Raw genomic sequence first — 16896 nt, forward strand, 5'->3', positions numbered from 1 at the left:
GAATCGTCCAACTCATTGATTATCAAGGAGTTTTTCGTTCTGTCTGCGCCAGAAGAGGTGCGAATTATAGAGAGATTCGAGAGGCCGTCAACCCCTAATTCACGCTTTTGTTGGAACTTTTGCCTTCGCACCCATTACACGCGGGATTCGCCTCGCAATCATTGGGATCCTGAGACTCAGCAACAGCACACCGATCACCGCATATAAAGACCACTCCTTCAGATCCGCTCTGACAATCCAGAACATATGCAGCAGGCCCAACCCCAAAATTACATAGATAAGCCGATGAAGCTTTTTCCAGCGACTCCCTAGCCGCCTCTGACTGTAGCGATTGGAGGTCACGGCCAAGGCCAGCAGGCATACAAAGGCAAGGCTGCCGACAATAATGTACGGACGCTTCACCAGCTCCACACCCAACTGTGACCAGTCCAGTCCCAATATGAAAACGGCGTACGCGCTCATGTGCATGAATACGTAAGCAAAGCACCAAAGCCCCAACTGGCGCCTGACAACAATCCAGCCTGCCCACCCCGTCAGTTTTTGCAGTGGCGTCATTGCCAGCGTAATCAGTAGCAGTATCAGAGTGCCCAGGCCGAGCCTGTCGACAAGCACCTTCCCGGGATCAGGCCCTAACGCAAAGATCCAGGCCTGATAAAGCCAGAGCACCGGTGCAACACAAGCAGCCAAAAAAACGCCGAAGCGCCAGAACGGGTAACGCATCAATAATTCTTCCGCAGATCCAGGCCTGTATATAAGGAGGCAACCTCCTCCCCGTACCCATTGAACATTTCGGTCTGTCGCACATTCGGACTGAACAAGCCGCTCGGCAACCTGCGCTCATGTGCCTGCGTCCAACGAGGATGGTCGACAGTCGGGTTCACGTTGGCATAAAAGCCATATTCGTTAGCCGCGATACTTTGCCAGGTCGTCTTGGGCTGCTCACTGACCAGACTGATTCTCACAATGGACTTCACGCTTTTAAAACCGTACTTCCATGGCACGACCAAACGCAGCGGCGCACCGTTCTGGTTAGGCAGCTCACGCCCATACATGCCAACTGCAAGAATCGCCAGAGGATTCATTGCTTCGTCCAGCCTCAGCCCTTCAACATAAGGCCAGTCGATCAATGCAAAACCTGAACGTTGCCCCGGCATGGTCTTTGGGTCCTGCAGCGTTTCAAAACGGATGTACTTCGCCTTGGCAGTAGGTTCGACCTGTTTGAGCAAAGCAGAGATTGGAAAACCAATCCAGGGAATGACCATCGACCAGGCTTCTACGCAACGCAGCCGATAAATGCGCTCTTCCAACTGATAGGGCTTCATGAAGTCTTCGAGCGCGTAACGACCCGGCTTGGCGACTTCGCCATCGATGACGACGGTCCACGGCTCGGTTTTCAGCGACCCGGCATTCTGCGCAGGATCTCCCTTGTCGGTGCCAAACTCATAGAAGTTGTTGTAGTGCGTCGCGTCCTTGAAAGGGGTAATCGCTTCCCCCTTTACGTTGACCGCCTGCCACTTGGTGTCGGGAAGCTTCTCGGCAAACCAGCCAGGCGCCTTGCCAGGCTCAACATCCGGGTAAAGAGAAGGATCGGCAGCACTCGCCCAACGCGGCATGGCACTGACAGCCAACCCGGTAAGCGAAGCCCCCAGGAGGGCACGACGAGAGAGGTAAATAGATTCAGGGGTAACGTCCGACTCTTTGCAAGCGGACGCTGTTGGAATTTTGATTAGCATGATGACTCCACAATCCAGAGGAACTAATGCACCAATAGACTGTGGAGTATGGGGGAAATTACATCATTCGCCCGTTTTGTGACGACGCAGACGTAACAAATACTGAATCGGGCCGGATGCCGCATAAGCGAGGAAAATCAGTAGCAAGATGCGCGGTGGGTCGCTGAACACGACAGCGAAGACCAGCACAACTGCCAAAATCGCGACAAACGGCACGCGCCCTTTCAGGTCCAGCTCTTTAAAGCTGTTGTACTTGATGTTGCTGACCATCAGCATGCCCGCTGCGGCAACCAACAAGGCCACCAGAAATGACAGCTTGGAGCCTTGAATGCCGTAATCGCTGAACGCCCAGACCGTACCGGCAACAACGCCCGCCGCAGCAGGACTCGCCAGACCGATGAAATAGCGTTTGTCAGCCTTGCCAACCATGGTATTGAAACGCGCCAGACGCAACGCTGCACCTGCCACATAGATGAAGGCGACCATCCAGCCGACCTTGCCCATGTCCCCCAATGCCCAGCCAAACGCCAGGAGCGCCGGTGCGACACCGAATGCGACCATGTCGGACAGAGAGTCGTACTCCGCGCCGAACGCACTCTGGGTATTGGTCATGCGTGCCACGCGGCCATCTAGACCGTCGAGCACCATGGCGACGAAAATGGCGATTGCGGCAAAAGCAAAATACTTGCTCGCCCCGGCGCTGTCCCCAGCAGCCAGAGCGCTCTGTGCGCTCATGGAACTGATGATGGAATAAAAGCCGGCGAACAGGTTCGCAGTGGTGAACAGATTGGGCAGCAGATAGATACCGCGATGCCGGACCTTACGGCCTTCGTCGTCATGCCCTTCTTCAATATGCTCATCGATCGGTAGCAGACTTTCGGCGTCAGAGGCCTTGTTTGGCTCTTCAGGACGTTCGCTCATAGACTTTACCTTGCAACGGTGTGGAAAGTTTCGACAGATGCTTGCGACGAGTGTTCGCCTGCAAACGATGCAGCTTTATACCAGAAGCGTCTGCGCATAACGAAAAAACGCGGCCGATTGGCCGCGTTTTTCTAGCGCAGAGCTATGTCGCGGGGACTTAGTTCTTGGCTTTGTCGACGATTTTGTTGGCACCGATCCACGGCATCATCGAGCGCAGTTGCTCGCCGATGATTTCGATACCGTGAGCGGCGTTGTTACGACGCTTGGCGGTCATCGATGGGTAGCCGGTAGCGCCTTCGCTGATGAACATCTTCGCGTATTCACCGTCCTGAATGCGCTTCAGAGCGTTGCGCATGGCCTGACGGGATTCAGCGTTGATCACTTCAGGACCAGTCACGTACTCGCCGTATTCGGCGTTGTTGGAGATCGAGTAGTTCATGTTGGCGATACCGCCTTCGTACATGAGGTCAACGATCAGCTTCAGTTCGTGCAAGCACTCGAAGTACGCCATTTCTGGAGCGTAGCCAGCTTCAACCAGCGTCTCGAAACCAGCTTTAACCAGCTCAACAGTACCGCCACACAGAACAGCCTGCTCGCCGAACAGGTCGGTTTCAGTCTCGTCCTTGAATGTGGTTTCGATGATACCGGTACGGCCGCCACCCACGCCCGAAGCGTAAGACAGTGCGACGTTTTTGGCGTTGCCCGAAGCGTCCTGGTAAACAGCGATCAGGTCAGGGATACCGCCGCCTTTGACGAATTCAGTGCGAACAGTGTGACCTGGCGCTTTTGGCGCGATCATGATCACGTCCAGATCGGCGCGTGGCACAACCTGATTGTAGTGAATCGCGAAGCCATGGGAGAAGGCCAGGGTAGCGCCCTTCTTGATGTTCGGCTCAACTTCGTTCTTGTACAGCGCGGACTGGAATTCGTCCGGGGTCAGGATCATGACCAGGTCAGCAGCAGCAACAGCCGAAGCAACGTCAGTCACTTTCAGGCCATGGGCTTCAGCCTTGGCGACAGTAGCCGAACCTTTACGCAGACCAACAGTGACATCAACGCCGGAGTCTTTCAGGTTGCACGCTTGCGCGTGGCCTTGGGAACCGTAACCGATGATGGCAACTTTCTTGCCCTGGATGATCGAAAGGTCGCAGTCTTTGTCGTAATAAACTTTCATGGAATTCCCCTGTTATCGTGGCCTTCAGGCCATTTTGCAAAATGAGATTAGATGCTCAGCACTTTGTCGCCACGGGCAATGCCCGTCACGCCGCTGCGTACTGTTTCCAGGATAGCGGCAGTGCCGATGGCCTGAATGAAGCTGTCCAGCTTGTCGCTCGTACCGGTCAGTTGCACGGTATAAACGCTGGCTGACACATCAACGATTTGCCCGCGGAAGATATCCGTGGTGCGCTTGATCTCGGCGCGCTGGGCGCCCGTAGCCTTGACCTTGATGAGCATCAGTTCACGCTCGATGTGAGCGCTCTCCGACAGATCAACCAGTTTGACTACCTCGACCAGCTTGTTGAGGTTTTTGGTGATCTGCTCGATCACCTCATCCTGGCCGACAGTGGTCAGCGTCAGACGCGACAGGGTCGGGTCTTCAGTCGGCGCCACGGTCAGGCTTTCGATGTTGTAGTTGCGCTGCGAAAACAGGCCGACGACGCGAGACAATGCACCCGGTTCGTTTTCCAGCAAAAGGGAAATGATGTGCCGCATGATTAAGTCCGCTCCGTCTTGCTGAGCCACATATCGCGCATGGAGCCGTCTTTGATCTGCATCGGGTAAACGTGCTCGGTGACGTCAACCTGGATATCGATGAACACCAGACGGTCCGTCATGGCGAAAGCTTCTTCCATCTTCGGCTTCAAATCTTTCAGATCAGTGATCTTCATACCGACATGGCCATAAGCTTCGACCAGTTTCACGAAGTCAGGCAGCGACTCCATGTAGGAATGCGAGTGACGACCGCTGTAGCTCATGTCCTGCCACTGACGGACCATGCCGAGCACGCCGTTGTTAAGCAGGATGATTTTCACAGGCAGACCGTACTGCAAGCAGGTCGACAGCTCTTGGATATTCATCTGGATACTGCCTTCACCCGTTACACACGCAACATGCGCTTCGGGGAAGCTCAGCTTGACACCCATCGCAGCCGGGAAGCCAAAGCCCATGGTGCCCAGACCGCCAGAGTTGATCCAGCGATTAGGCTTGTTGAAGCGGTAGTACTGCGCAGCAAACATCTGGTGCTGACCAACATCGGACGTCACGAAGGCATCGCCATTGGTGACTTCGCAAAGGGTCTCGATGACTTTCTGCGGCTTGATGACGCTGCCGTCGCCCGGGTTGTACGGGAACAGATCACGATCACCACGCCATTCGTCAATCTGCTTCCACCAGCTGGCAACCAGCGCTTTGTCTGGCAGCTCGCCGATTTCCTTGAGGGTCGCGACCATTTCAGTCAGAACGCTCTCAACCGGCCCCACGATAGGCACATCAGCCTTGATGGTTTTGGAGATGGAAGCCGGGTCGATATCGATGTGAATGATCTTGGCATTCGGGCAGAACTTCGCCGCGCCGTTGATCACACGGTCATCGAAACGCGCGCCAACAGCCAGGATCACGTCAGCGTGGTGCATCGCCAGGTTGGCGGTGTAGCTGCCGTGCATACCCAGCATGCCGACAAACTGACGATCCATGCCTGGATAACATCCAAGACCCATCAGGGTGTTGGTCACGGGAGCGTTGAGCTTTTGCGCCAACTCGGTCAGCGGCTCGGAGCCATTGCCCATGATCACGCCGCCACCGGCATAAATGATCGGACGCTTGGCCGCCAGCAGCATTTCGACTGCCTTGCGGATCTGGCCTGAGTGACCACGAACAGCCGGGCTGTAAGAGCGCAGCTTGGCTTTCTTGGGAAATACGTATTCGAACTTCTCGGCCGGGTTGGTCATATCCTTCGGAATATCGACAACCACGGGACCGGGACGACCGGACTGCGCCAGGTAGAAAGCCTTTTTCAGCACTTCAGGGATTTCCGACGGATGCTTGATCATGAAGCTATGCTTCACGATCGGCCGGGAAATACCGATCATGTCGGTTTCCTGGAATGCATCAGTGCCGACCAGTGTGCTTGCGACCTGACCCGACAGCACGACCATTGGAATCGAGTCCATATAAGCCGTGGCGATGCCGGTGATTGCGTTGGTAGCACCTGGGCCTGAAGTGACCAGTACCACACCGGCCTTGCCGGTAGCGCGCGCATAACCGTCAGCCATGTGCGTAGCCGCTTGTTCGTGACGAACAAGAATGTGGTTCACGGCAGGCTCTTTGAACAGGGCGTCGTAAATGTGCAGGAGGGCACCGCCTGGGTACCCGTAGATATGCTTAACGCCTTCGTCACGCAAAAAGCGGACGACCATTTCAGCGCCGGATAAGAGCTCCACGTTGTTCACCTCTAAAACGCCAGAATACCGTCCACAAACGAGGACGGGTCTTAATAGGTTTTACTGCCAAGCAGAGCATGAGCGACGGTGGTCGCCGACTACGTCAGCACTGACTGAGCAAGTATTGGGTAACCCCTGAGTGTTTCGGGGCGTTCCCACCCAGCGCGAGGTAACGCGTTGCGGGTGTTACAGGTCGGCGCGGGTGTGCGCCTCATGATCTACCGAGATGGTCTGCTTCTGGCAGTCCCTTCACAGCGAACTTTGGATTGTTGTGATTCGCCTGCCCCAAGTCAAGTCATCCGTGAGCTTTCTTCCAATTAACCGCACCAAAGTGCGCCGGATAAGGTCATGAAGGCGGCCTTGTGATAGTTTTCAGGACAAACGTACCTGGAAGGAAGCAGCATGCGTTGCATGATTATCGCCGCCATGGTGGCGCTGGCTCTCGGCACAACCGCCCAAGCGGCTCAGATTTATAAATGGGTCGACGACCAGGGCGTGACCCATTTCGATGCTCAGCCCCCCGCAGGGCGACAAACCCAGCAGATCGATACCCAGAAACCGCCCGCCGTGCCCACAACCGGCAACTCAAAGGCAGCCATTGACGAAGAGGCAGAGCAGCGGGCTGTCGATGACGTGGTCAAGAAGAAAATCACTCAGGAAGAGGGTCGACGCGCCGAGGACTGCAAGATTCTAAGAACCAATCTTGCCCAGCTACAGAACAACCCTCGCGTGCGGGAACAGGTTGAGGGCGGGCTGAAACGCCTTTCGGAAGATGAACGGCAGGTGCGTATTACCGAGACCCAGCAGGCGATTAAAGATTATTGCCTTTAAACCTGCTGGCCATGATGCAGGCATGAATTACCGGGTCTGGCTGATCAACTGATCAAACTGCGCAAGCAACTGCTGCAACGGCCGGGTTTCGCGCTGGCGAGTGGCATAGACCATCTCGGCCATTTCCAGGATGCCCGAGGCATTTGGCAGCGGCAGATCATTCTCAAGAATGAGCTTCATTCTTGGCAGGAAAATCCATTGCAGCCATTGCTCGAACTCCAGCGTATCGACACAAAACGGTTCGCCACTTGAGAGCGCCTCTTCACTGGGCGGTAAATCACTCCACCAACCCAATGCCCGCAACTCGCGCTCGATCAGCAGCAAATGCTCGGCCACTTCAGGAAAGCGCTGATCCATCAAGCGCCGACCTTGGCTTTCTGACGAGCCAGCGCTGCACCGGACGCATCACCCTGCTTCTCACGTGCCTGGGCGATGATCTCCCACAGGCTGGCCTGCAGACTTGGGCGCCCATTCGCGTAAGTCAGACCACGACGCGCCAGTTGCTCGGCCTGAGCGGAATCGCCCTGAGCCAGTCGAACTTGTGCCAGCCGATAGATGACCTGCGGCTCCCGGGGAGCAACACGTTGCGCACGCTCAAGGCTCGAAGAAGCGCCATTGAGATCACCGCCGTTCTGCTGCTGCTGAGCGGTGGTCAACAGAGCCAGGACCGGGCCATCGAGTTGTTCATCGGCAGACAACCCGCTACCGGAAGACGGGATGCCACTTGGCGCACTGGACGCAGGCATGTTGTAAGTGTTGCCGGTAACGGGTGCGCTGACCGACGACGTGTCAATCGGCGGACTGACGCTGATCGGAGCCTGCCCAGCCGGGGCAGCATAGGTATCGATAGGTGCAGAACTACCGCCACCGCCACCCGGAATCATGACCACGACACCAGAATCCTGCGGCACGGACTGAGCTTGCGCAGGCGCCTGAGCAACGCTTGGCCGAGAAGCGCCATTGCGCGACACGCGCTCGCTGTTGGAAACCTTCGAACCCGAATCCACCACAGGAATCGAGCCACGTTCCACGCTGGCACAACCATTGAGCAGAGCAACAGCTGTCAACGCTGGTATTAACCACTTGTTCACTTTAGATCCTCTTTGGGGCGCTCAATTAATCTAGTTCAGCCAACCCTTGACCCAATCCATCACTTCCTGGGCCGGAGCCGCAGGCCCACCACAAGCAGCGCCGGGGGCAGGTTCACTGCCGCGAATATACGGCATCTGCACGGCGTTCGGGCAACCGGCATCAGATCCCTCGCCTGTCGCGGCATTGACCCACACCTGCACGACGTTATCAGGCTGTGCCATGTCCAGCGGCAGCGGATCCGCTTTGCTCATGAAACTGGTCCAGACCTGCAACGCACCGGTTGCACCGGTAAACGGCGTTTTGCCGTTGTCATCGCGACCCAGCCACACGACCGCCAGCAGATCCTGACTGAAACCGGCAAACCAGCTGTCGCGCGAATCGTTGGTCGTACCGGACTTACCCGCAAGATTCAGCGAGCTTGGCAATACGTTGTAGACAGAGCGACCGGTACCTTCGCGCATCACCCGCTGCATCGCATTCTGCAGAAGATAGATCGAGCCCGGATCGAAGCGCTGCTGAATCTGGAACGGGTAACGCTTGAGCGGCTCACCTTCAGCAGTCAGCACGCTGCGGATACCGCGCATTGGCGTGTTGAAACCGCCGTTCGCGATGGTCTGGAACATCGTTGCAACCTGAATCGGACTCAATGCACCGGCACCCAGCAACATCGACGGATACGCAGGCCAATCAACGTCAACACCCAGTTTGCCGATGGTTTTGAATACGTTCGGCACACCAACTTCCAGGCCGATTTTAGCGCTGGACAGGTTGTAGGAATGCGCCAGGCCCTGATACAGGAAAATATTACCGTGAGCCTTGTGATCGAAGTTTTGCGGCTTCCAGATCTGGCCGTCGGCACCTTTGACCTGGAATGGCTCATCGGCCACCCAACTGGTCAACGTGTACTTGCTCGGACGCTCAAGTGCGGTGAGATAAATGGACGGCTTCACCAATGAGCCAATCGGTCGCACTGCGTCGATGGCCCGGTTGAAACCGGCATAACCTGCCTTGCGGCTACCGATCAGCGCCTGGACCTCCCCGGTTTCCGGGTTGGTCACGACCATGGCCGCTTCAACGTCATCGACACCCTTGCGGCCCGACAGACGCTTGAACGTCTCGCTCATGGCCGACTCGGACTTCATCTGCAGGATTGGATCAAAGCTGGTGAAGATGCGCAGACCTTCTTCAGTCAAGTCTTCGTCGCGATAGTCTTCGCGCAGTTGGCGTTTGACCAGATCGAGGAAGCCCGGGAAGGAGCTGTCGGCCAGGCTACCGGTCTTGGTCACGCCCAACGGCATCTTCTTGGCTGCGGCTACTACTTCAGCCGTGGCCACGCCCTGTTGTTCAAGCAAGTCGAGCACCAGATTACGTCGCTCAAGGGCACGTTCCGGGTTACGACGCGGGTTGTAATAGGAAGGCCCTTTGACCAGACCGACCAACAACGCCACCTGATGCAACTTGAGCTCTGACAACGGCTGACTGAAGAAATACTGACTGGCAAGGCCAAAGCCGTGCACCGCGCGCTGACCGTCCTGACCGACGAACACCTCGTTGAGGTAAGCCTCAAGGATTTCCTGCTTGCTGTAGTGGATCTCCAGCAACACAGCCATCATGGCTTCGGTCAGTTTGCGGGTCAGGCTGCGCTCATTGGTCAGGTAGAAGTTCTTGACCAACTGTTGCGTCAGCGTACTCCCGCCCTGACGCATCTGGCCGGCAGAGGCATTGATCCAGAATGCACGGGCAATCGACTTGGGCGACACGCCAAAGTGATGATAGAAATCCCGATCTTCAACAGTTACAAGTGTATCAAGCAGATACGGCGGGGCCTGATCGAGCTTGATCAGGATCCGGTCTTCGAGATTTTTCGGGTACAGCCCACCGATCATCAGCGGTTCCAGACGGGCAACTGCCAGCTTGGCGCCATTGGCCGAAGAAAGGTCTGCAACATAGTCGCCGGAGAAACGGACACGGATCTGCTGGGCAGGATCGGTGCCTTCATAGAACTGAAAACCGCGGGTATTAAGGTCTACGGTATTGCCGCTCACAGCAGCTGCGCCCGGACCATTGGCAACGCTTTCGCGCCGATAACCCAGCGCATCAAGCTCAATCAGGAAGTCATCCTTGCTCAGCTTCTGCCCGACAAACAGCTCCAGTGGCCGCGCATACACCTTGGCCGGAATCATCCAGCGCTTGCCGGAAAACTTCTCTTGAACGATGGCATCAAGGTAAATGGCGAAGCCAGCCAGCACGACGAGCCCGACAATGCCGAGCTTCAACCCCCAGCCTAACCAGGTACGAAGTCCGCCAGAGGCAGGTTTTTTTGCTTTGCGAGAGGATCGAGTACGAGTCATGGCGGCGGATTATACGCACTTTGCCGGGGTTCGAAAGACACCCTTACCGGAGGTTTGCAGCCTCGCGCCAAGCGGCCATAATGCCCACCTTGAAGCATTTAATGAAACATCACTATTGAAGGATCGTCCGTGAGCCAGTCACTGATTGCAGCCCTGCAGAACCCCGCGCTGTTTCCGCATCCGGTCGAGGGCTTTCAGCTCATCGAAACGCACATTTCGTGGGTACTGCTCACCGGTCCATTCGTTTACAAATTCAAGAAACCGGTCAACTTCGGTTTTCTGGACTTCACGACGCTTTCAGCGCGTGAACACTTCTGCAAGGAAGAGCTGCGTCTCAACCAGCGCCTGACCGACGACCTGTATCTGGAAGTCATCCCGGTGACCGGCAGTGCCGAGGCACCGCAACTGGGCGGCGAAGGCGAAGTCATCGAATATGCGCTGAAAATGCGCCAGTTCTCGCAAGACGGTTTGTTGAGTACGTTGCAGGCCAATGGCGAGTTGACGTCGACGCACATCGACAACATCGCCACGCAGATCGGCCAGTTCCACATTGATGCGCCAAAGGTGGGTGCTGAAAATGAGCTGGGGTCGCCTGATACCGTCATGGCCCCGGTCCTGCAGAACTTTGAGCAGATTCGCCCCCTGATCAGCGAAAAATCAGACCTGCAGCAACTCGATGCCCTGCAAGCATGGGCTGAATCGAGTTTCGAAAGGCTCAAGCCCCTGCTCGCCCAGCGTAAAGCCGACGGTTTTATCCGTGAGTGTCACGGCGACATCCATCTGGGCAATATGACCCTGATCGATAACAAGGTCGTGATCTTCGACTGCATCGAGTTCAACGAACCGTTCCGCATGACCGACGTCTATGCCGATATCGGCTTCCTGGCTATGGACCTGGAGGATCGCGGTCTGAAATCCCTGGCTCGTCGTCTTATCAGCCAGTATCTGGAACTGACTGGGGACTATCAGGGGCTTGAGCTGCTGAACTTCTATAAAGCCTACCGTGCACTGGTTCGCGCCAAGGTTGCGCTTTTCAGCATGCCAGCAGGCGCCGACGCGGTTCAGCGCGGCGCGACCCTGCGTCAATATCGCAATTACGCCAACCTGGCAGAAAACTACAGCGCTATTCCTTCGCGCTTCCTGGTTATCACCCACGGCGTATCTGCGGTGGGCAAGAGCCATGTCGCCAAACGTCTTGTAGATTCCCTGGGCGCCATACGCCTGCGTTCGGACGTAGAACGTAAACGTCTGTTTGCCGGGCAGGACGCCAACCTGTATGACGCCGACGCAAGCCAGGCGACTTATGCACGCCTGCATGAACTGGCCGCAGTCGTCCTGCGCGCCGGGTTCCCGGTGGTTATAGATGCAACGTACCTGCAACAGGCTCAGCGCGAGTCGGCGGCAAAAGTTGCCGAAACCACTGGCGTGCCGTTCCTGATCCTCGACTGTGATGCACCTGAAGCAGTTATCGCCGGCTGGCTCGCCCAGCGTCAGGCAGAAAACACAGACCCTTCCGACGCAACGCTGGAAGTTATCCGGGCACAGCAGGCTAGCCGTGAACCGCTGACCGCGGAAGAAACCCTGCACAGCAAGCGCGTCGAAACCAACAAAAGCAGCGACCTCGACAACCTGATCGAAAACCTTCGTCAGCGCCTTCCCGCGCTCTAAAACAATGTTTTGAGCCGTTTAGCAGTTAGTGCTTCACGGCTTCAAAATAGTGGCGATATACTGGCGTCACAATTCTAACGGAACGGAAAAGCGAGGCGCTTATGAGTCAGCCTAAAGTACTGGATTCCCCGCTGTACGCGATGCTGCGCAACGATGACGTTGCGGGGTTCAACCAAGAGAAACCAAAGTCAGGCACCATTGATTTCCAGGGTGGCGACTTCCGCGGGCTGGACTTGCGCAATCTCGACACAGACGGCATCGACTTCACCAATGCCTATTTCCGATCCGCTGACTTGCGCGGCCTTGACCTGAGCAGCACCCCACTGGAAGGCGCAAGCATCGCCCACGCACAGATCTCGGGGACATTCTTCCCCCGCGAACTGAGTGCTGACGAAATTCTGATGTCGGTCAACTTCGGTACGCGCCTGCGCTACCGCACGCACTGATTTCAGCGCACGTTCCGCCTGGATCACGCCCGCATGCGCAATGCATGCCGGGCTGACTCTCTGCAGCCTCCCGCCCACTGATCACTTGACGCTATCTACCCGATCACCTGCCCTGCGCCCTCTCCCCTAAAAGCTACAATTCTTAAAGACTTGCCAGGTTTTCACCACAGTCAGAGCTCAGCATCGCACGGAGGCATGATGAACGATGAACTGCAACACCTGAAAAACGTCGGCAAGACTTCAGCCCAATGGTTGCACGCCGTGGGCATACACAGCGCTTCTGATTTACGTCGTATGGGCGCTGTAGATGCTTATCAGGCAGTACTGAATCGGGGATTTCGAGCGACCAGAGTGTTGTTGTATGCGATTGAGGCAGCGTTGATGGATATTCACTGGATTGACCTGCCCATAGATCGCAAGAACGCTTTGAACAGACAGGTCAACCACCGCAGAGGTCTTGGAAAGGGACTGATTGAGCCCCCTCAGAAAATAGATGAAAAGAAGTCATTGACTTGCAAATGAGAATCGATATGATTATCACAACCGGTCGCGAGACTGGCCGATAACTGAAAGACCTTGGTTCGGACTTTCAGATTATCTCCTCATCAGGCTAATCACGGTTTTTGACCCGGCTTTTTGCCGGGTCTTTTTTTGCCCGCGATTTCTTCTCGACGGGCAAAAAAAGCAAACCATTTATCAGTAGCCGTCACCACGGGAAACCGATTCAACAACCCCGAGCTTTGACAGGATGTCGTCCAGCAGGCTCGACCCCACCAACCTGACGCGCTCATCACTGACCCACTGCGGACCGAAGCGCGCGCGAGCCATTTCGATAAACTGTCTGGCGTCATCGAGGGTCCGCAAACCGCCACAGAACTTGAGCCCTACCTGCCCACCCACTTCAACAAGGCTTTCAAGCATGACTCGCACAGCCTGTGTAGTGGGAGGCGTTACCAGCTTGCCGGTGCTGGTCTTGATAAAGTTGGCACCCGCAATGATCGCCGCCAGACAGGCGTCACGAATGATCTGCGGATCGCGCAGATCGCCAACCTCCAGAGTTACCGTGAGCACCATGTCCGGCCCGCACGCCGCACGACATGAAGCAACCATATTTGCCCCGGTCTGCTGATCGCCTGACAGTAAAGTGCGGAACGGGTACACCAGGTCGATCTCGTCGGCCCCGGACATGACTGCGGCGCGCGTTTCCGACATCACAGCTTCTTCATTCGCGGAGCCGTAAGGGAAATTGACCACGGCGACCACGCGAATATCGCGATGCTGAAGTCGATCCAGGGTCGTGCGAGCCAGCAACACGAATCGCGGATACACACAAATTGCCGCGATCGGTCCCAACGGTGTCATTGCCCGATGACACAGGCCAACGATGCGCGACTCAGTGTCGTCAACATCCAGCGCCATCAAATCAAACAGGCTGATTGCCTGGCGTGCCAATTGCTCATCTTCAGTGGAGATGTCCATGCTCATGTGCCGTCCTCGAACGCTTCAAAATGAAAGCGAGAACATATAGGAGCAAGAGGCATGCAGGTGCCCGACAAGGCAGAGAGAGAGGAGTACTACGTGATTACAGGAAATTTCCGAAGTAAAAGTCGGTGTCTGAGTCTGGAACACAGCATCAGGAGTCTTGATTGAAATGCGGCACCCTGTGGGGGGGCTGCTCGCGATAAGGCTGGACGCAATTCACTTTAGATCGCATCCAGCCGTATCGTCGGAATGCCGCCCAGACCAAGCACCGCTTGCGCAGCATCTAAAGATATCCCCCACCCCCGGAAAGAACTGCCACAATTTGCCACCTGAGAACACGTCACGAACCCCAACGGAGGCCCAGGTGAAATTGCTCTGCACCGGAGATCAACTGCCGGAAGCCCAAAGCCGCGGGTTTGAAATCAATGGTCGCAAGCTGTTTGCCACAAGGCGTAACGGGCAGGTGTTCGTCTATGACAACCGCTGCCCGCATCGTGGCGTACCGCTGGAATGGCAGCCGGACCAGTTTCTGGACCCCAGCGCAAGCATGATTCACTGCGCCACTCATGGAGCCTTGTTCCTGATTGAAAGCGGCGAATGCGTCGCAGGCCCCTGTGAAGGAAGATCTCTGACCGGAATTACCAGCCACGAAGACCATCAAGGCATCTGGATCGACATACCCGGCGGCAACTGATCAGGCTCTTTTGCCCAGCGAAGCTGCAAGGGCCGATCAATGAAGATTTCTTCAGGCGTCAACTGCACGCCATACGCCAAGACCTCAACACCCGCCGCAACCGCCTCGCGCAATGCAGCAGCGTAGCCTGGGTCTACTTCCTCCGCAGGCCGCACGGCTTCGATGTCGGTCAGGTTCACGCAATACAACAACACGGCACGTACCCCCTCACGCGCCAGGTTCGCCAATTCCCGCAAGTGTCGTGCGCCACGCAGGGTGACCGCATCCGGAAACGCCGCCACCGCAGAGCCGTCAAAACCCAGGGTGACACTTTTGACCTCTACGTAAGCCGGCCCCTGAGGGTAATCAAGGCGGAAATCCACCCGGCTTTTTTCCTGACCATAGGCTACTTCGCGCTTGAGAGCGGTAAAGCCGTTCAACTCGGTGATCACCCCGGCGCGCAACGCTTCTTCTACCAGGGTGTTGGCACGTCCGGTGTTGACACACGCCAGGCGTCCCTGTGGGGTTTCGCTGATTTCCCAGGTGCCCGGCAACTTGCGCTTTGGGTCATTGGAGCGGCTGAACCACACACGCCCGCCCGGCATCATGCAATTGAACATCGAGCCGGTATTGGGGCAATGGATGGTCAGCAGCTCACCGCTGTCGGTTTGAATGTCCGCGAGAAAGCGCTTGTAGCGCAGCAACAGCACACCTTGTTCAAGCTTCGGAGAAAAATGCATCAGCCTTGCCAGCTCCTTAGCCCGCGAGCAATTCGCTCAACCGCCTCCTGCAAACGCGGCAGGCTCTGGGTGTAGGCGAAACGCACATGGTGCCCCGCCTGGAAGCGCCCGAAGTCCAGTCCCGGCGTGATTGCAACGTGCTCGGTTTCAAGGAAGTGCTGGCAAAACGAGTAGGCATCGCCCCCGAACGCGGCGATGTCGGCATACAGATAGAACGCGCCTTCTGGCTCAACCGCGATACCGAAGCCCAACTCGCGCAAAGCCGGTAACAGGTAATCCCGGCGCAAGCCAAACTCGGTACGGCGCTGCTCAAGGATTTCCAGCGTCTGCGGCTCGAAGCAGGCAAGCGCAGCGTACTGCGCCATGCTTGGCGCACTGATGTAAAGATTCTGAGCCAGCTTTTCCAGATCAGCGACCGCATCGTGAGGCGCGACCAGCCACCCAAGACGCCATCCGGTCATGCCGAAATATTTCGAAAAACTATTCAGTACGAATGCGTCATCGTCGACTTCCAGCACGCTGGCTGCATCGGTGCCGTACGTCAGGCCGTGGTAAATCTCGTCCACTACCAGATGACCGTTCCGCGCCTTGAGCGCCGAGGAAAGCCCGGCCAATTCATCGCGACTCAACAATGTACCCGTCGGGTTTGCAGGCGATGCTACCAACGCGCCGACACTGTCTTTATCCCAATGCCTTGCCACCAGATCCGGGGTAAGTTGATAACGCTCCTGAGGACCGACCGGCACCAATTGCGCCGCGCCTTCTACAAGGCGCAGAAAATGCCGGTTACACGGGTAACCGGGGTCCGCCAGCAGCCAGTGCTTACCGGGGTCGACCAACAAACTGCTGGCAAGCAGCAGCGCGCCGGAACCGCCAGGCGTGACCAGAATCCGGCCAGGGTCGACGGTCACGCCATAACGCTGGGCATAGAACCCGGCAATGGCTTCGCGCAATTCAGGCAGGCCGCGAGCTGCGGTGTAACGGGTTTTACCGGCCGCCAACGCAGCCTGTCCAGCCGCAATAATGGGCTCGGCCGTCGTGAAGTCGGGCTCGCCAATCTCCAGATGAATCACGTCATGCCCGGCGGCCTGCAGCTCGTTGGCACGCGCCAGCAGCGCCATGACATGAAAGGGTTCGATGGCGCGACTGCGCGCACTGTAGGGCTGAGCCATTGACCTTCCTTTAAATCTGATCGAGGTCGGATGCCTGTCAGGCATGCGAAAAGTGATGAGCGATTCTACCCAAGCACCCGCCCCTACAGGAAAGTTAATAAACCCCGAAAAACAGTGGATGGTGAGCAATAAGCCATTGAAAAGAGTGTGATCCTCTCAAGGCGTTGAACGTTTTAATCAGCCTTGCGTCTGTAGCAACGGCCATTCACCGCCCAGCTCGAATGCACGCTCGACAACCGGGAGTAGCGCGCTCCGATTCGATCTGGTAAGTTCGCCCGCTTGCAGCCGCAGGGCCGGCAGGTGCCGGTGATGGATATTTTCCTGCGCAATGGATTAAAGAGTGAGAG

Annotated in this window: 17 protein-coding genes; 5 read left to right on the forward strand and 12 right to left on the reverse strand. The window is 56.6% G+C overall.

Annotated elements, in window-relative coordinates:
* Positions 1–99: 99 nt before the first annotated feature.
* The 6 genes from msrQ to RX972_RS16640 form a co-directional block, all read right to left on the reverse strand.
* Positions 100–720, reverse strand: a complete 621-nt coding sequence (msrQ, locus tag RX972_RS16615) for a protein-methionine-sulfoxide reductase heme-binding subunit MsrQ (RefSeq protein ID WP_316877173.1) — start codon at positions 718–720, stop codon at positions 100–102.
* On the reverse strand, positions 720–1733 hold the full coding sequence (gene msrP, locus RX972_RS16620) for a protein-methionine-sulfoxide reductase catalytic subunit MsrP (protein WP_122398032.1): 1014 nt from the start codon (positions 1731–1733) through the stop codon (positions 720–722). Before msrP ends, msrQ begins: the two co-directional genes overlap by 1 nt.
* A gap of 63 nt (positions 1734–1796) precedes the next feature.
* The gene (gene pssA, locus RX972_RS16625; RefSeq protein ID WP_122705437.1) at positions 1797–2654 is read right to left on the reverse strand and encodes a CDP-diacylglycerol--serine O-phosphatidyltransferase; all 858 of its coding nucleotides are present in this window, start codon (positions 2652–2654) and stop codon (positions 1797–1799) included.
* A gap of 157 nt (positions 2655–2811) precedes the next feature.
* Positions 2812–3828, reverse strand: a complete 1017-nt coding sequence (gene ilvC / locus RX972_RS16630; RefSeq protein ID WP_027900358.1) for a ketol-acid reductoisomerase — start codon at positions 3826–3828, stop codon at positions 2812–2814.
* Between the two features lie 47 nt (positions 3829–3875).
* On the reverse strand, positions 3876–4367 hold the full coding sequence (gene ilvN, locus RX972_RS16635; RefSeq protein ID WP_020293234.1) for an acetolactate synthase small subunit: 492 nt from the start codon (positions 4365–4367) through the stop codon (positions 3876–3878).
* Positions 4368–4369: 2 nt separating this feature from the next.
* Positions 4370–6094, reverse strand: a complete 1725-nt coding sequence (locus RX972_RS16640) for an acetolactate synthase 3 large subunit (RefSeq protein ID WP_095098655.1) — start codon at positions 6092–6094, stop codon at positions 4370–4372.
* A 402-nt stretch (positions 6095–6496) separates the two neighbouring features.
* Here RX972_RS16640 and RX972_RS16645 point away from each other — a divergent pair, with 402 nt between their 5' ends.
* Positions 6497–6925 carry a DUF4124 domain-containing protein gene (locus tag RX972_RS16645; protein ID WP_316877186.1) on the forward strand — a complete coding sequence of 143 codons (429 nt, stop codon included), beginning with the start codon at positions 6497–6499 and terminating at the stop codon, positions 6923–6925.
* Between the two features lie 27 nt (positions 6926–6952).
* On the opposite strand, the gene RX972_RS16650 is transcribed toward RX972_RS16645, so the two are convergent.
* From RX972_RS16650 to mrcB, 3 genes are read right to left on the reverse strand one after another with little or no spacing between them, the layout of a single operon-like run.
* Positions 6953–7282, reverse strand: coding sequence for a YqcC family protein (locus RX972_RS16650; RefSeq protein ID WP_122705441.1), 330 nt, complete (start codon positions 7280–7282; stop codon positions 6953–6955).
* Positions 7282–8016, reverse strand: coding sequence for a hypothetical protein (locus RX972_RS16655; protein WP_316877189.1), 735 nt, complete (start codon positions 8014–8016; stop codon positions 7282–7284). The genes RX972_RS16650 and RX972_RS16655 overlap by 1 nt, the downstream gene beginning before the upstream one ends.
* A gap of 30 nt (positions 8017–8046) precedes the next feature.
* A complete protein-coding gene (gene mrcB / locus RX972_RS16660; protein ID WP_027900353.1) occupies positions 8047–10368 on the reverse strand; it encodes a penicillin-binding protein 1B in 2322 nt (773 codons plus the stop codon).
* Positions 10369–10497: 129 nt separating this feature from the next.
* Here mrcB and RX972_RS16665 point away from each other — a divergent pair, with 129 nt between their 5' ends.
* The 3 genes from RX972_RS16665 (at position 10498) to RX972_RS16675 (ending at position 13004) form a co-directional block, all read left to right on the forward strand.
* Entirely contained in the window at positions 10498–12036 is a 1539-nt protein-coding gene (locus RX972_RS16665) for an AAA family ATPase (RefSeq protein ID WP_316877193.1), read from the forward strand.
* A 101-nt stretch (positions 12037–12137) separates the two neighbouring features.
* Positions 12138–12482: a pentapeptide repeat-containing protein gene (locus tag RX972_RS16670; RefSeq protein WP_027900351.1), complete on the forward strand. Its 345-nt coding sequence runs from the start codon at positions 12138–12140 to the stop codon at positions 12480–12482.
* Between the two features lie 198 nt (positions 12483–12680).
* Complete coding sequence (locus tag RX972_RS16675) at positions 12681–13004, forward strand: TfoX/Sxy family protein (RefSeq protein ID WP_080238134.1); 324 nt, start codon at positions 12681–12683, stop codon at positions 13002–13004.
* A gap of 174 nt (positions 13005–13178) precedes the next feature.
* Here the strand turns inward: RX972_RS16675 and deoC are convergent, their stop codons facing one another.
* Positions 13179–13967: a deoxyribose-phosphate aldolase gene (gene deoC / locus RX972_RS16680; protein ID WP_122705457.1), complete on the reverse strand. Its 789-nt coding sequence runs from the start codon at positions 13965–13967 to the stop codon at positions 13179–13181.
* A gap of 361 nt (positions 13968–14328) precedes the next feature.
* On the opposite strand from deoC, the gene RX972_RS16685 reads away from it, so the two are divergent.
* Positions 14329–14658, forward strand: coding sequence for a Rieske (2Fe-2S) protein (locus RX972_RS16685; RefSeq protein ID WP_316877201.1), 330 nt, complete (start codon positions 14329–14331; stop codon positions 14656–14658).
* Here RX972_RS16685 and sfsA read toward each other — a convergent pair.
* Positions 14622–15377 (reverse strand): DNA/RNA nuclease SfsA, encoded by a 756-nt coding sequence (gene sfsA, locus RX972_RS16690; protein WP_122397521.1) that lies wholly within the window; start codon positions 15375–15377, stop codon positions 14622–14624. The genes RX972_RS16685 and sfsA overlap by 37 nt on opposite strands.
* On the reverse strand, positions 15377–16549 hold the full coding sequence (locus RX972_RS16695) for a pyridoxal phosphate-dependent aminotransferase (protein WP_122397522.1): 1173 nt from the start codon (positions 16547–16549) through the stop codon (positions 15377–15379). The genes sfsA and RX972_RS16695 overlap by 1 nt, the downstream gene beginning before the upstream one ends.
* Positions 16550–16896: the final 347 nt, after the last annotated feature.

It is taken from the genome of Pseudomonas syringae group sp. J309-1, assembly GCF_032582135.1.
Taxonomy (GTDB): domain Bacteria; phylum Pseudomonadota; class Gammaproteobacteria; order Pseudomonadales; family Pseudomonadaceae; genus Aquipseudomonas; species Aquipseudomonas quasicaspiana.

Excerpts from the sequence above, each read along its gene's own strand:
- msrQ (WP_316877173.1), bottom strand. The coding sequence starts at position 720 with ATGCGTTACCCGTTCTGGCGCTTCGGCGTTTTTTTGGCTGCTTGTGTT.
- mrcB (WP_027900353.1), bottom strand. The coding sequence starts at position 10,368 with ATGACTCGTACTCGATCCTCTCGCAAAGCAAAAAAACCTGCCTCTGGC.
- sfsA (WP_122397521.1), bottom strand. The coding sequence starts at position 15,377 with ATGCATTTTTCTCCGAAGCTTGAACAAGGTGTGCTGTTGCTGCGCTAC.
- RX972_RS16670 (WP_027900351.1), top strand. The coding sequence starts at position 12,138 with ATGAGTCAGCCTAAAGTACTGGATTCCCCGCTGTACGCGATGCTGCGC.
- RX972_RS16650 (WP_122705441.1), bottom strand. The coding sequence starts at position 7,282 with ATGGATCAGCGCTTTCCTGAAGTGGCCGAGCATTTGCTGCTGATCGAG.
- RX972_RS16695 (WP_122397522.1), bottom strand. The coding sequence starts at position 16,549 with ATGGCTCAGCCCTACAGTGCGCGCAGTCGCGCCATCGAACCCTTTCAT.
- ilvN (WP_020293234.1), bottom strand. The coding sequence starts at position 4,367 with ATGCGGCACATCATTTCCCTTTTGCTGGAAAACGAACCGGGTGCATTG.
- pssA (WP_122705437.1), bottom strand. The coding sequence starts at position 2,654 with ATGAGCGAACGTCCTGAAGAGCCAAACAAGGCCTCTGACGCCGAAAGT.
- ilvC (WP_027900358.1), bottom strand. The coding sequence starts at position 3,828 with ATGAAAGTTTATTACGACAAAGACTGCGACCTTTCGATCATCCAGGGC.
- deoC (WP_122705457.1), bottom strand. The coding sequence starts at position 13,967 with ATGAGCATGGACATCTCCACTGAAGATGAGCAATTGGCACGCCAGGCA.
- RX972_RS16675 (WP_080238134.1), top strand. The coding sequence starts at position 12,681 with ATGAACGATGAACTGCAACACCTGAAAAACGTCGGCAAGACTTCAGCC.
- RX972_RS16645 (WP_316877186.1), top strand. The coding sequence starts at position 6,497 with ATGCGTTGCATGATTATCGCCGCCATGGTGGCGCTGGCTCTCGGCACA.
- msrP (WP_122398032.1), bottom strand. The coding sequence starts at position 1,733 with ATGCTAATCAAAATTCCAACAGCGTCCGCTTGCAAAGAGTCGGACGTT.